Below are 14952 nucleotides of genomic sequence, written 5' to 3'. Positions count from 1 at the left end.
ATGCTGATTGTAAATTTGAAGGGATATAGTAACAATGTACATTTGCAGTTACTGTACCGGTACAAAATTTAAATTTGAAAAACATATTTATATAAAAATACAAATAAGAGGCACCTTCACGGATGCCTCTTTCGAATTACATTTTATATCTTTATTTCAATGAGCTTAATTTTTCAATTGCTTGTTGCTCAGTTGCTAATAAAAAAATATCCTTACCTTTATTACATTCATAAATAAAATCCTTTAAGCTTTTACTCGTATACATAGAGAAATCTCCAATAATAGCAATCTTTACTCTGTAGTTTATAAACTTTTGAAGAATATCACCCGCAAGCCGTGTTTTTAAGTCAAAGAAGCTTTCACTTATTAATGATTTATTGATAGCAATCCGCTTTGAATCCACTTCATATTGAACTGTTGCCATGAGATCTAATGCAGATTGAACGTCGGATATTAATACTGTATCGTTTCTGACGACGGCAATATTTATTCCGCCAATTACTACTTTCTTTATTTCCATAGTCTCACCCCTCTATAATTTATAAAGTATATATTAAACACGCTGTGTAGATCTTCATTAACACACATAAATGATTTGCCCCTGGCTCAATATCCTTTATATCCTCGTAAATAAATATTGTTTTAAAACTTCTCATACGGTCAATGAAATTAAGGGTAATCTATCTTTTTACTATTTTTGAAAATTTATCTCTCCACAATAACTTAATAAATTATCAAAAGAAGTAATCTCGGCATATGGTTTAGTGTCGGTATTATTCTTAATCATATTAGGATCGAACCATATGCCCTTTATATTTGCATTTTGACAACCAGCAATATCCTTTTCTAAGTCATCTCCAACAAATAGTACATCTTCTGATTGTACATTTAGCTTATTTAATGCTAGTTCGAATATACGTTTATCAGGTTTACTAAATCCCACTTCTTCAGAAATAATAATCGTATCAAAATACTCATTTAAACCCGTATTCATTATTTTAGCTTTTTGCCTCTGAGTTGAGCCATTTGTAATAATTCCAACTTTAAAGTGCCTCTTTATATGATTTAAGAAAAGAATAGTATTTTGGTCAATTGAAAAACATTTAGGCAAGTTTTCATTCCAAAAATCTTGGATATAATTGCGTGGCAATCTATATTTCGGCGCGAATTCATCAAATAATGATTCTAAAACTATTGTTTTATCACTAATGCCATATTCTCTTTTATCATATTCTTTGAATTTCTGTAACATATTGTTTTTGACTGTATCACTAACATCCTCATAACACTTCTCTAAAACTAATAAAAACAAGTTATCTACTGCCTTATCCCTATCAAGTAACGTATCATCTAAATCAAATAGCATCGCTTTATAACCCCTCAAATAATTTCACAACCTTTCTCGCAATATATAAATAATCCCTAGTTCGTACCTTGAAACTTTTGGTTTACCAAGAGAGTTGTTATTTATGTGAGAATAACGATCAAACAGAGTAAAGGATTTATTTTTACCTTCCAGGAGAATTAATTCTAGCCTTAGAATCCAGTTGTTTCTCTCCAGATCAATTAAATGCTCAACTACTTCGAATGTATTTCAAGTTCCTTCCTCTTCATTACAATGTAGCCATTCGCCTGATAAACTAGATAAAAAAACTCCAAAGTTTGTGGCACACGCTCTAGAATTACAGTAGCTTCTTTTATATTGAAATTCATTTCCTTTTCTCCTCTTGGTAAAGAAGTAAAAATATATTTTCATACAATTCAAGAAATTACACCCGATTTACATTATTATACATTAGTTTTACTTAAATATTAATGTTCATTTTATTGAACGTGGAGCTAACACAATAATCGTCTTGTGGAATCTCCTAATTTATCTCCACATAAACTACAGATAGTACGGCTATAATGACTACCAGAGGTGATATTATGAAAAACTATCATATCCTCGTGGTTGAGGACGATCAAGAAATTCAGGAATTAATTAAACAATTTTTAATGACACAACAGTATACAGTGGTAGTCGCATCAGATGGATTAGAGGGTATGACACAATTTAATAAGCAATCCTTTGATTTAATTCTTCTAGATGTAATGATGCCCAATCTTAATGGATTTGAAGTATCCAAGATGATTCGAAGTCAGTCAAACGTACCAATTATTATGCTAACTGCATTGGAAGAAGAGGAAGATCAAATGAAAGGGTTCGATCTTGGAATCGATGATTATATAACAAAACCCTTTTCGTTTCATGTTTTGATTAGACGAGTCGAAGCTGTACTTAGAAGAAGTTATGATAAAAATGTAAATAATCATTTGGTATTTAAAGAAGTGCGTATCGATGTTGATGCATATAGAGTATATGTAAATGACGTTGAAATTTTATTAACGACAAAAGAGTTTGAAATTCTACAACTACTATTTCAAAATGAGAGAAAAGTACTCACAAGAGAAAATATCGTAGAAAAAGTTTGGGGGTACGATTATTTTGGAGAAACACGAATAATTGATACACATATTAAAAACCTACGTAAAAAGTTAGCTATCCCTTATATTAAAACAATAAAGGGTATTGGTTATAAAATTGATGAATAGTATTGTGAAAATCATGAAGATGAAGCAAATTACTTATAAACTCTTTATGACTACCTCTCTCATTTTGTTATCCTTTGCAGTATTGATTTATTTAACTTTATACTTCTTTCTCCCTACGTTTTATGAGCAATACAAAACAGATCAACTTCAAACAGGGATAAAAGAAATCATTGATAAATCTAAAGATCTTACGTTTCAAGATGCGATACCACTTTTTGATGAATATGCAAAAAAAAATAATGCGATGCTTTATCTTCAAAATAATGAGGGAATAATTAAATACTCTCCTTCATTTTCTTTTACTCAAAATGGTTCGCAAACAACAGTAGTTACTAGAGCCACACGGTTCGAGAATGCAGGTACCCTTAGCAATTCATATAACGTTACGAAACCAATTCAATTCCAAGATGGTAGTTTAACGCTTATAGTCTTTGCTACATTTCAACCAATTGATGAAGCTTCACAGGTTTTAGTACGCTTTCTCCCCTATATTAGTATCATTGTACTCATAATTGGTGTAGGGAGTGCTTATTTCTATTCCAGGTTTATTACAAAACCACTTATTTATATTAATGAGGGTGCACAAAAGATGGCAAATTTAGATTTCTCCGAAAAAATTGAGGTTCGCTCTACAGATGAGTTAGGAGAATTATCTAATAGTTTGAATGACATGTCTATTAACTTACAACAAGCTATGTTTGATTTAAAAAAAGCAAATCAACAATTAAAAAATGATATTGAAAAAGAACGAGAAATAGAAACAAAACGCAGAGAGTTTTTTGCGATTGTAGCACATGAATTAAAGACCCCTCTAACTGTAATGAAAGGATACTTAGAAGGGATGATATACAATATTGGCCCTTATCAAAATCGTGATCAATATTTAAAGAAAAATCATCAAATTATTGAAAGTATGGAACAATTAGTTCGTGAAATTTTAAGCATGTCGAAATTAGAACAACACACCTTTAAACTAAAAGTAGAAGAAGTTAATCTTTCGAAGTTAATAGATACAATCACAAAAGATCTCGAATTTTTTGCTTCTCAAAAAAGCATCCAAATAATAAAAGAAATTGATTCTAATCTTTCTGTTTATACAGATCGTGTTCTTTTTGAAAAAGCATGTAAAAATATTATCCATAATGCAGTTATGTATTCACCACATAATGAAAAAGTCTATATAAAGTTAAGTGAGGATTCTAAACAAGGGCAAATCAAAATGCAAATTATGAATACAGGTGTCAATATTAAGGAAGAGAATATACAACAAATTTTCAAACCATTTTATCGAATTGAAAAATCAAGGAATCGAAATACTGGAGGAAGTGGTTTGGGGTTATATATTGTTAAACAAATTCTTGAAACGCTAGATATAAAGTATTCTATAAAGAATATGGAACGTAGTGTACAATTTAGCATGAACATTCCATTATCTAAACAAAAAACAAACAAACTCCCCTCTTAGTAGGACGAGTTTGTTTGTTTTTTGTAGTTTTAGTATTGATATTTTTCGAGTTACTTTTTAAGCAATATTGGGATTAGCTTTTTTACCAATCCACATACCTAAGCCCACCATGCCAAGCCAACAGCAAATTGCTAACATAAACATCAATCGTTGTACGGATAACCCTTCAATCTGCATTTGACCCTTCCCAACAATTGTTTGGAAAAGTTGCGACCATTCGACATCATAAAACACCCCTACTCCCACAATCACAATCAATATAAAAAATTGTAAAAATATATTCCCCATATTTCTCCATGTTGTGTAAATGAGTAAAGAAAGCTCTCTATGTGTAGCATTCACCATATATACTTTCATATTATTTTGAGAAGAAATACTATTAATGGCATAGCTCCCAAATGTAACGCTAAGGACTATAAATATTGGAGAATAAAACCCGAATATCATGATTAAAGTACTTACTAAAAACAAATGGATTGGATTAACTTTCTTAGCAGCTTTGATATCTAAAAATATGGACATCAAAATCCCTAATAGGTATGGTCCAACTACAATGAAAATACAGGTTAACATGTTATAGAAAGTAAAACTATAAAAAATACCCATCAAAAATAAATATCCATTTCCTAATCCAAGTAAAAATGATTCTGCCTTTAAGCGAATTGGTAAAGAAGATGAAAGTTTATGAAAGAACTTTCCTTTCAACAAACTCAAAAACATGAAACAAATAAGCGCTATAGAAAGTAGAAAAAAATAAAAAATATATTGTTCATTGTTTATGTTACGACTTGTTCGAATCAAAAGAATAAGCATTGAGACAAAAAGAAACTTTCCTACAACCGATACGATGGAGATAGGTAAAAGCCCTTTGGCTAACTCTGTTCTCGGCATTTTTTTTATAGCAAAAAGGATACTGATTAAACAAATCCCATATATGCATGTTATCAGCGGCGGCGATAAAAAACTAATCGCTAACAATACGATTATTAGTAAAAGAAAAACGATACCAATAATAATCGCTTGTTGATTTTTATTATAAACCTTTCCCCCGCCTTCCACATGTAGAAACAATAAAGTACTCGTCATGGTAGAAATTGTACTAACTGCAAAACCAGAAAATAACGCACTTATTTCTAGCCATCTTGAACTCCATCCAAAGAAAGTAACACTAAGTAATGATACTATCAGAATAGAAACAGTCCAATATAAAAAGCGGTGAATCCCAGCCTTATTCACAATAGGTATCCAGATAAACACACCCGTCATATAAGTTGTATAAAACAAGATTGATGGCCAGTATCCCTCAAAGCCTTTCGAAATCTGTAATCCATAAACAATGTAAATAAGCATGGGTGTAAAGATAGTCGTTATTAGTAGACTAAATGTAGTTATACTTTGCACCACAAGTCTTTTTTGCTTTGTCGTATGTATCGTATAACACCTCACTTAAAATGAAATCAGTAGTTGTTATTACTTATTCTGTCCGGAACGAGGTTGTTATATATACGCAATCCAATTGAAATTCCCATTACGAGGTAAACTCAATCTAAATCCACATTAAATTAAGTGGCGTGCAGAAAAGGTGGATTTTGTGATTCTTATAAATAAAATTAATGGATATATTCAAAACCTTAATCATAAATGGAACAAATGTGTTACTTAGATTGTCTATTACGTATAAAAAAGGTGCTTTTGGTAGTTCTCTCATTTTGTAATGCAAGAAACACAAGATGAGTGCTATCTGGTACATTTGTTAATTGTATCGGTATGTAAAATACCTAAACAAAATCCATATATTCTTGAAAGAGGTTGAAAATGTATGCTAGTTTCAAAGAAGTTTTTTCACATCGCACATTATAAAAAGATGCTCCCTGTAGTATTACTTTCATGTGCAACGCTTATAGGCTGTTCCAATAGTAATATTCAATCCGAACCACCGAAACAAACCAAACAAGAAAATACAGGTAATCATTCTTTTGTAAAGCTTGAAAAAGAATATGATGCTAAACTTGGTATTTATGCATTGGACACAGGTACGAATCAAACTGTTACTTATCGTTCAGATGAACGGTTTGCATACGCATCTACCCACAAAGCCCTTGCTGTTGGAGCACTGTTACAAAAGAAATCAATAGAAGATTTAGATCAAAGAATTAAGTATACTAGCAAAGATCTTGTGAATTACAATCCAATTACTGAAAAATATGTAGATACAGGTATGACTCTTAAAGAGCTTGCGGATGCTTCCCTTCGATATAGCGATAATACTGCACAAAATCTTATTCTTAAGCAATTAGGTGGGCCAAGTGAATTCAAAAAAACACTGAGAGAAATAGGAGATACTGTCACAAATCCTGAACGTTTTGAACCAGAATTAAACGAAGTGCAGCCAGGAGATACTCGTGATACTAGTACCCCAAAGGCGTTAGCTACTAGTCTTCAAGCATACGCGCTAGGCGATATACTTTCCATTGAGAAACGGAACTTTTTAATAGATTTGATGAAAAGAAATACTACGGGGGACAACTTAATTCGTGCTGGAGTTCCAGGAGAATGGGAAGTAGCCGATAAGACCGGCTCTGGGTCTTATGGAACAAGGAATGATATTGCAATCATTTGGCCACCAAATAAAAAGCCAATTATTCTTGCGATACTTTCTAATCATGCGAAAGAAGATGCGAAATACGATGATAAACTTATTGCAGATGCAACTAAAATAGTGTTAGACAATTTAAAAGTAACGAATAAATAATTACTCCAAAGAATGACTTAGTTAAAATTCATATTTCATTTGAAGACCGTTGATATTGAAAGAACACAAAAAAGAACCTGTAGAATATACTACAAGTTCTTTTTCAAAAATTGTTAAAAAGGGAATAACAAACTATCTTAACATTCAATACAGGGAGACCATTTTGATTATGGCTTGGTTATATTGTATATCAAATATAAATATTTGAAGAAACTGATTTCGAAAATTATGTGAATTAAAAAACTAGGGTGTTTATATTAAATTTCGTTTACTACCAACTTCTTCTTACTTAAATAGACTGCACGGTCTGATTTTTTAGCAACTTCCTGTGAGTGCGTCACAACAATAATACATTTATTTTCTTTATGTGCAAGTTCTTGAAACAGTTCTATTATATCCATTGCCGTTTCTTCGTCGAGGTTTCCTGTCGGCTCATCCGCAATCAGTAAATCAACATTACAAGATAACGCTCGAGCGATTGCAACACGCTGCTGTTGCCCGCCACTTAGTTGCAGAACATTTCGTTTCGCTTCTACTTCTGTAAGTCCTACTTTCTCTAATAATTCTAACGCCCTTGCCGTTTTATTTTGCACTTTAACACCTGTAATTTCCATTGCTGTTAAGACATTTTGAAGAGCAGTCATATAGGTAATCAAATTATAAGATTGGAAAATTACCGATACATTTTGATTACGGTACCGATCCAAACCAATTTTTCGAATATCCTTTCCATTAAATAGTACATAACCATTTTTAGGTATATCTAGCCCACAACCTAAGCTAAGAGTAGTGGTTTTACCAGATCCGGATGGTCCTAGAATCGTGTAGAAATGTCCTTTTTGAAAAGAAAAGTTAACATTTTCTAGTATCACTACTTTTTTTCCGTTACTTTCATAATAATAATCTAAGTTTTTAAATTGTAAAATCGTCTCCATATCGAGCCTCCTTATTCATCTTTTAAAAGAATTTGTTTTGGATTCAAGCGTAGAATAGATAATGCTGGCAGAAGCGTTGCTAATATAGCAATAGCTAGTCCAATCCCCCCCATTTTCCCTACATCTTCTCCAGTTACACTTACATTAATTTTATCAATTGGATCCTCTTTTTGATTTTGTACAGTTCCACCAGGTCCAGCTACCATTACAGTTCCATTTTGTGGGGTGTTTGTTTCTTCTCCTGCTGTAGCAATTTCACTCGAAAGTAAATTATTCCCTATGAATTGAGAAATTTTTGCTCCTGTTGTTATGGATAATCCAAATGCTAAAATAGCGATACATACTACTTCTACTACGAACTGCGCTATCAGTTTCCACTTTTTCTCTCCAATGGACAATAGAATCCCCATTTCCTTACGACGTGCTTTAATCGATAACATAATGATTAACCCTAAAATAATCGCACCTGCAATTGATACAATATAAATAATCATTTGAGAAGTTGATGAGATATTTTCGATAGGCCCAATCATTTGTTTGTACAACGAATCATGTGCATCTAATTTATAATAATTAAAATCAATATCAGATTTTTTTGCTTCTTCTTTAAATGCTTCAATGTTTTGTGGATCTTTCAAGAAATACACGACTTGAATGCTACTTACACCTTGATCTATTTCTAATTTTTTCATAGTTGAATGCGGCATATATAGTTTATTAGCTGGATCCATTATAGGAGGAGCTTGTTGCCCCATTGCTTGCTCATTCGTTTCGTAAATACCGATAATTTCAACCTCCAGGGTTTCCTTCTTATCCCCTGATTGCACTTTAACTTTGTCTCCTACTTTCAAGTTGTTTAATTCCGCTAATCGTTTTTCCATTAAAGCTACATTCTGATCTTTCATCTGTTCTGTAATTGGTTTCCCATCAATGATTTTACTTTTTCCATTCTTAAAGCTTTCTTGTAATGCAGTTTTGCGAACTCCCTCAATCATAAAAGAAGAATTCATATCTATTTCTGTGCCGGAGCCTGAACCGCCTCGTACAGCCGCCATTCCCGCCTTACCTTTTCCTTCTTCTTCTCCTTCTGAAGCTCCTACTAGTTTAAGTCCGTCAGAAATTCCGAGAGTGCTAGTTATGTAATTATAGTCTTTTACATACTTTGACTTCGCTAATTGATCTGCTTCTTTTGTATTAAGCTTCGGTGGATTAGGCATCTCTCCAGTTTCCCTAGCTTGTTGACCTAATTTGTCAAAATCAAGACTTAAAGTAACATCTGCACCGAGTTTTTTTCTTGCTGCATCAGCAGCTTTTTTTGATGCATTTTGGATTGCGAATCCTGCCAACACTAAATTTGTAACAATTAGGAAAACCGCCATCAAAATTAATGATGTTCCTACTCTTTTTTTCATACTGAGAATTGCTCGTTTCATAAAGTTCATTTTTTCTTACCTCCTTGATAACTTGTATTCTATATAGGTTATCTAGAGTCTATATGGAGTTAATCGGTAGTTTATCTAGAGATATAAGGAGTTTATGTGTAGTTATTCATTGACCTGGTCAAGAAAAACGGGAACACCAATCCAAAAACGTAATCGTTTTTGAATATTGATAAAGAGGCAGTCCTTAGTTAGTTTAAGATTCATTGAATGAGAGCATACAAATCCATGCTTATTACGTAATTTCTATACAAAAAATAAAAACCACCCTATTTGGATGGTTATATGTGTGCTTGTTAAATATGAAAATTCATTAAAGAATATGGAGGTTTATTGAAGTTTGTCGGATTCTCTAATAATAATATTGTGTTAAAAAGCCTAACTTATAATTTTATAAGTTAGGCTTTTATGCTATCTATAAGAAAAAATTATAGAGACTCATAATATTTTATAATTTAACCTTTTGTATTTAAACAAGTAAAATAAAAGCAACAAGTGCATACATTAAGGAGGTTTTTTGATAGTGACAGAAACTATAACATTTAGGATTGCAACGGCAGATGATTTAGATGAAATTGTAAAAATGCTTGCTGATGATGTTTTAGGAAATAAAAGAGAGCGCTATGAAACACCACTCCCTGATAGTTATATAAGAGCATTTCATGCTATTGATTGTGATCCAAATAACGAGTTGATTGTAGCGTGTGATGGGACGGAGATTGTCGGTATTCAACAAATTACATTTACGCCTTACATTGTACGTCAAGGGGGTTGGAGAGCTACAATTGAGGGTGTACGGACAGCCTCATCAAAACGTGGTAAAGGTATAGGAAGTAAACTTATTAAATGGGCTATTCAACGTGCTAAATTACGGGGATGTCATTTAGTACAGTTAACAACAGATAAAGAACGACAAGAAGCTTTACACTTTTATAAGAAATTAGGTTTTAAAGATTCTCATGAAGGATTAAAACTCTTTCTCTAATGAATATAGCTATTTATATACCAAAAAGACGTATATTGTAAGGTTAATTAACTATAGGCTTCGAAAATTATGGTAACTATCACTGTATTAAATATACAAATTGACACATTGTCTTTCATATAAATTACGTCACTTCAAAAGGTGTACCTTTTGATACGAAAATAAGCAAGTTAATGTTCTCTTTTATGAATGAGAATATTAACTTGCTTTTTAGGTTTTTGTAAAAGATATTTATAGTTTTATTTTATTGATAGCTTTATAATATAATATACAAATTCCCCACCTGTTTTATAATTCAAGCATCTACTATTAGGAAAAGATAATATTTTACAATTAATTTACAGCATAAATTTTGTCCATCTTTTAGACGATATGTATTTTGGAGGAGGTTAATTTGATTTTTTCAAAACTCATTGATCGATACGCCTTGTATGATTTGCACAAAAAAAGAAGTGTAAAGTTTCAGTATACTTCTCTTTCTAACACCTCACTATATATAAAGGACATAGAATTTTTTTATAAAGTAAAACCATCTCATATTCATTTTAACATTAAGCATTTAAAACAAGAAAAGGAATACATGGTTGGACAATTCAAATATAAAAGCTCGGTTCAATCTGGTGATTCACGCAACGATTCTGTCACTGGGGAATTATTTTTACATAAAAATGAAGATGCACCTCATGTCATCTTTGTTCATGGTTGGAGAATGGATTCTAACGAACGTGTAAAAAAAATATTCCACGACCATATGACCAACTTGAAGTGGAATATGTATTATTTCACTTTACCATATCATTTTGACAGAAAACCGAACCAATCCCTATACAGTGGAGAGTACATGGTAAGTGCCAATGTTGAACGAACTGTAGAAGCAACTAAACAAGCGGTAGCTGATTTACGAACTTTGATCAAATGGATTAAAGCAAATAAAAATGGCCCCTTGATTTTAATAGGAATCAGTTTAGGTGGAGTTATTACTAACTTAACATCTCTTGTTGAACCAGAAATTGATGTGTTAGCATCCATTTTCTACGCGAATCGACTCTCTTATTCAATTTGGAAGACAAATCCAGGTAAATTTATTAGAGAAGACTTGGAACATCATGGTGTTACGTATGATGATTTAATAGCTTATTGGAAAATCACTGAACCGAGTCAAGCATTACCAAAAGTAAAAAAAGAAAATATTTTATTAATTTCAGGCAAGCATGATCTTTATGTGCATTCTGAGGATACGGACTATTTGTGGGAATCCTGGGAAAGACCTACGCGATATATTTATACATGTGGGCATGCCGGGATTGTCCTTAAACGTAAAAAAATTGCAACTGATACTATCAATTTTATTCAGAATCGATTGAACTCCTCACACTTCCCCAAAGACATGCCTTAAAGTGAGGGATTACTAAGTATAGAATCTTATACTTGTAATCTTTCATTTTATACCAAGTTCATTTCATATGGAAAAGGGTTACTCATCATTTTCACCAGGGGCTTATTTTTATAAAAAGAAATTATTGTTGTTTACCCTTCATATGCAATATTACATATAAAAATCTTTAATTGTTCTGTTATAATTTTAAGAGTAAATTATTCATCCATTAATTTACACCATCCATATCTACAGTTATGGAAACCCTAATTACATATAAAAAAGAGAAGAACCTTGGTGAGTTCTTCTCTTTTTTATATTTTTTTAAGATTACTATCCAAAGTAATTATTGCAATTACTTTAAGCTGGCTTTTGAATTATAAATTCTGATTTTCATACTTCTTCATGAGTCTAGATAAGAAAAAAGAATCTACTCCTTTTCTAGCCAAATAAAAGGAATTTTTTTAAACAGTTATTTTAATTTGTACTGTTCTCCTATATTAATGCCTGCCCATGAGTATTTCCCAGAATTATATATTAAGGAATGAAAATGTATTAATTCTTTCCGAGTATGAATTCGAATAGGTATCACTTGCAATATGTCATTAAAATAAAAAGGATTATCACTTGGTTTAATTAGAAAACTAAGTGTACATAAATACAACGACATGAAAACACTTTGCTCCTAAATCCACTACTTGTATTATTGGTTGCGTGAAACTCCTTCTTGAGAAAGGTTTTAATTTCCGAATATTCTGTTGACTGTTATCGCATATCCAATTTACAATTTAATTGTGATATTTTTTCACAATTAAACTACTTAGAATACACTTCATTTATTCGAAAACAATTACAAATAGAGGTGCTAAAATGAAAACAAGAGTAAATCCAGAGTTATTACAAGGGTTAGAGATGTTTCCAAATCTCGATTTACACCCGGAAAACTTGCAATCAATCAGAGAAGGAATAGCTCAAATGAGACCACCTACCGTTGTTGATGAATCCCTTTCATTAACAGATGAAGTCATTGTTGGACCTGATGATAATCCGTTACCATTAAGAATTTATCGTCCAAAATCAAATAATGAGCCTTTACCTGTCTTATTATGGATACATGGTGGTGGTTATATCTTAGGGTCTATAGATGATAACGATGATACTTGTATGAGGTTTGCAAAAGAAGCTGGCTGTGTGGTCGTGTCTGTAGACTACCGCTTAGCACCTGAACACCCTTACCCAGCACCAATTGAGGATTGTTATTCAGCTTTAAAATGGATTGCTGATAATGCGAAGTCATTAAACATTGATTCGAATCGAATTGGGGTTGCAGGAGTAAGCGCTGGAGGTGGACTAACAGCAGCATTGTCATTATTAGCCCGAGATCGAAAATATCCTTCAATTTGTTTACAGATGCCACTCTATCCAATGATTGATGACCGAAATAATACACCTTCAGCGAATGAAATTAAAGAAGGATTTGTTTGGAATCAAAAGGCAAATGAAGCTGGTTGGAAAATGTATTTAGGAGAAATGTATGGAACAGATCAAATCCCTGTCTATGCAGCGCCTTCTCGAGCAGAGGATTATAGTGATTTACCATATACTTACACATTTGTTGGTCAATTAGATCCATTCCGCAGTGAAACATTAACCTATGTAAGCAAACTAGCGCAAGCTGGTGTTGATGTCGAGTTTCATTTATATCCAAATGCCTATCACTGGTTTGAAGGGTTAAATCCAAATGCCGATGTATCTATTTACGCTGTAAACGAAATGGTACAAGCAGTAAAGACTGGTTTCAAAAGAGTCTCTAAGGTTGAGGCTTAATCCCTTTACAAGAAAAACACTCGTAAATAGTATAATAGCCGATTCTCATTTAGAATCGGCTATTAATATGTAAAATTCACCTAATATATCAAGGTTGAGAAACAGATATAAGATGTTTAGGCGATGTGTTTATTTCCTCTGCCAACGCCTTAATGCTCATCATGATTTGAGTTATTTCTTCTAATGTTGTCCTCGGGTTGATAGAGCAAAGTCGGATTACTACTTTTTCTTTTAATTTAGTCGTACTTAGCATAGCAAATCCTCTTTGATTAATTTCTTCCACCAGTTTTTTGTTTATTTCATGAATTGTTTCTGTAGACGTTCGCTTACAAGGAATATAACGAAAAGTAACAATTCCTAATTGGGCAGGTGTTACTACTTCCCAATCTTTTTCTTTCCTTAAAAACTCTTCAACTTGTTCAGCCAACATAATGCCATGATCTATTGCCTCACGAAAAGCTGTGACTCCAAATGCTTTAAAAGAAAGCCATACCTTTAATGCCCTAAATCTACGAGAAAGTTCAATTCCACGCTCCCCAAAATTCACTTTTTCTTCTATATTAGTTTCCGTATCTTTAATATACTCTGGGATCATACGGAACGTTTTACTTAAATATTGGCTATTGCGAATGAGTACACAACCAACATCATAAGGCTGAAAAAGCCATTTATGCGGGTCTAACGTCAAAGAATCAGCACGATGAATTCCTCTTAACACCTCCCTTCCTTTTTCACTGAGAATTGCTGCAGCCCCATAAGCACCATCCGCGTGTAGCCATACATCTTCATCACCACATAGATCAGCCAATTCATCGAGGGAGTCCACCGCTCCGCAATTCGTTGTCCCTGCATTAGCAATAACACAAAATGGTTTTTTCCCTTTTAATCGATCTTCTTTTATTTGCTTTCTTAAAGTACTAACTGAAATTCTTAAATCTTCATCTGTTTCAATTCGGCAAATTTGATGATGTTTAAAACCTAATACTTTAAGTGCTCGATCTACAGAAAAATGAGTTTGGTTAGAAAAATACACAACCGCATTTTCTATGTCATTATTCAGCTTGACCTGTCTCGCTACAGTAAGTGCAGTCAAATTAGCCATGGAACCGCCACTGACAAATAGCCCTTCAGCTGAATCAGGGAATCCTAGCATTGATTTTAACCAGTTGATTGTCGTTAATTCAATTTGTTCAGCACCTGCACCTACTATCCAAGCTGTAGGAAATACATTAAACCCACTTGCTAAAAAATCTGCTATTACACCAACATAATTATTAGGACCTGGCACAAAAGCCATAAAATGAGGATGGTCCACATGAGTAATTTGATTAAACACATTGTTATTAAGAAAATGAAGTAACTCTTTTGGATTGGATCCGTTTTCTGGAATCGTTTCAATTAGCTTGTCTCTAAAAATATTACTATCAATCGTTTCCGAAACTGGTTTACTTTTTAAATGATTCATATGATCAACAATCAAGTCCACCGCTTGATATCCTAACTGACGCATCTCTTCGGCTGATAACTGCAAGTTTTTTGTCATTTGGTTTACTCCTATTCTATTTAAAAAGGCGAGTTC

Annotated in this window: 13 protein-coding genes; 6 read left to right on the top strand and 7 right to left on the bottom strand. The window is 32.7% G+C overall.

What is annotated here, in order from left to right; translation table 11 throughout:
- Positions 1–151: 151 nt before the first annotated feature.
- From QCI77_RS13060 to QCI77_RS30935, 3 genes are all read right to left on the bottom strand, one after another.
- The gene (locus QCI77_RS13060) at positions 152–520 is read right to left on the bottom strand and encodes a DUF4180 domain-containing protein (protein ID WP_002141909.1); all 369 of its coding nucleotides are present in this window, start codon (positions 518–520) and stop codon (positions 152–154) included.
- Between the two features lie 171 nt (positions 521–691).
- Positions 692–1366 carry an HAD family hydrolase gene (locus QCI77_RS13055; RefSeq protein WP_353825771.1) on the bottom strand — a complete coding sequence of 225 codons (675 nt, stop codon included), beginning with the start codon at positions 1364–1366 and terminating at the stop codon, positions 692–694.
- A gap of 212 nt (positions 1367–1578) precedes the next feature.
- Entirely contained in the window at positions 1579–1713 is a 135-nt protein-coding gene (locus tag QCI77_RS30935) for a hypothetical protein (RefSeq protein WP_002141907.1), read from the bottom strand.
- A 216-nt stretch (positions 1714–1929) separates the two neighbouring features.
- Between QCI77_RS30935 and QCI77_RS13045 the strand changes: the two genes are divergently transcribed.
- Both QCI77_RS13045 and QCI77_RS13040 read left to right on the top strand, forming a co-directional pair.
- Positions 1930–2595, top strand: coding sequence for a response regulator transcription factor (locus tag QCI77_RS13045; RefSeq protein ID WP_000800741.1), 666 nt, complete (start codon positions 1930–1932; stop codon positions 2593–2595).
- Entirely contained in the window at positions 2588–4060 is a 1473-nt protein-coding gene (locus QCI77_RS13040; protein WP_113769489.1) for a sensor histidine kinase, read from the top strand. Before QCI77_RS13045 ends, QCI77_RS13040 begins: the two co-directional genes overlap by 8 nt.
- Positions 4061–4117: 57 nt before the next feature.
- Here the strand turns inward: QCI77_RS13040 and QCI77_RS13035 are convergent, their stop codons facing one another.
- The gene (locus QCI77_RS13035) at positions 4118–5410 is read right to left on the bottom strand and encodes a hypothetical protein (protein WP_353825770.1); all 1293 of its coding nucleotides are present in this window, start codon (positions 5408–5410) and stop codon (positions 4118–4120) included.
- A 469-nt stretch (positions 5411–5879) separates the two neighbouring features.
- Between QCI77_RS13035 and bla the strand changes: the two genes are divergently transcribed.
- Complete coding sequence (gene bla, locus QCI77_RS13030; protein WP_113769488.1) at positions 5880–6812, top strand: class A beta-lactamase; 933 nt, start codon at positions 5880–5882, stop codon at positions 6810–6812.
- Positions 6813–7069: 257 nt separating this feature from the next.
- Here the strand turns inward: bla and QCI77_RS13025 are convergent, their stop codons facing one another.
- Together QCI77_RS13025 and QCI77_RS13020 are read right to left on the bottom strand one after the other, a co-directional pair.
- The gene (locus QCI77_RS13025) at positions 7070–7747 is read right to left on the bottom strand and encodes an ABC transporter ATP-binding protein (protein ID WP_002189713.1); all 678 of its coding nucleotides are present in this window, start codon (positions 7745–7747) and stop codon (positions 7070–7072) included.
- A gap of 11 nt (positions 7748–7758) precedes the next feature.
- Positions 7759–9189, bottom strand: coding sequence for an ABC transporter permease (locus tag QCI77_RS13020; RefSeq protein ID WP_113769487.1), 1431 nt, complete (start codon positions 9187–9189; stop codon positions 7759–7761).
- A gap of 520 nt (positions 9190–9709) precedes the next feature.
- On the opposite strand from QCI77_RS13020, the gene QCI77_RS13015 reads away from it, so the two are divergent.
- From QCI77_RS13015 to QCI77_RS13005, 3 genes are all read left to right on the top strand, one after another.
- Positions 9710–10171 carry a GNAT family N-acetyltransferase gene (locus QCI77_RS13015; RefSeq protein WP_002032325.1) on the top strand — a complete coding sequence of 154 codons (462 nt, stop codon included), beginning with the start codon at positions 9710–9712 and terminating at the stop codon, positions 10169–10171.
- A gap of 394 nt (positions 10172–10565) precedes the next feature.
- Positions 10566–11567, top strand: coding sequence for an alpha/beta hydrolase (locus QCI77_RS13010; protein WP_002141898.1), 1002 nt, complete (start codon positions 10566–10568; stop codon positions 11565–11567).
- Between the two features lie 849 nt (positions 11568–12416).
- Complete coding sequence (locus QCI77_RS13005; RefSeq protein WP_002127565.1) at positions 12417–13373, top strand: alpha/beta hydrolase; 957 nt, start codon at positions 12417–12419, stop codon at positions 13371–13373.
- Between the two features lie 88 nt (positions 13374–13461).
- Here QCI77_RS13005 and QCI77_RS13000 read toward each other — a convergent pair whose 3' ends face one another.
- Positions 13462–14916 (bottom strand): pyridoxal phosphate-dependent decarboxylase family protein, encoded by a 1455-nt coding sequence (locus tag QCI77_RS13000; protein WP_113769485.1) that lies wholly within the window; start codon positions 14914–14916, stop codon positions 13462–13464.
- Positions 14917–14952 lie beyond the last annotated feature (36 nt).

The organism is Bacillus cereus group sp. MG9 (genome assembly GCF_040459995.1).
GTDB lineage: Bacteria > Bacillota > Bacilli > Bacillales > Bacillaceae_G > Bacillus_A > Bacillus_A mycoides.
The sequence above is the reverse complement of the archived record's forward strand: the minus strand, read 5'-3'. Positions and strand labels throughout refer to the sequence as shown.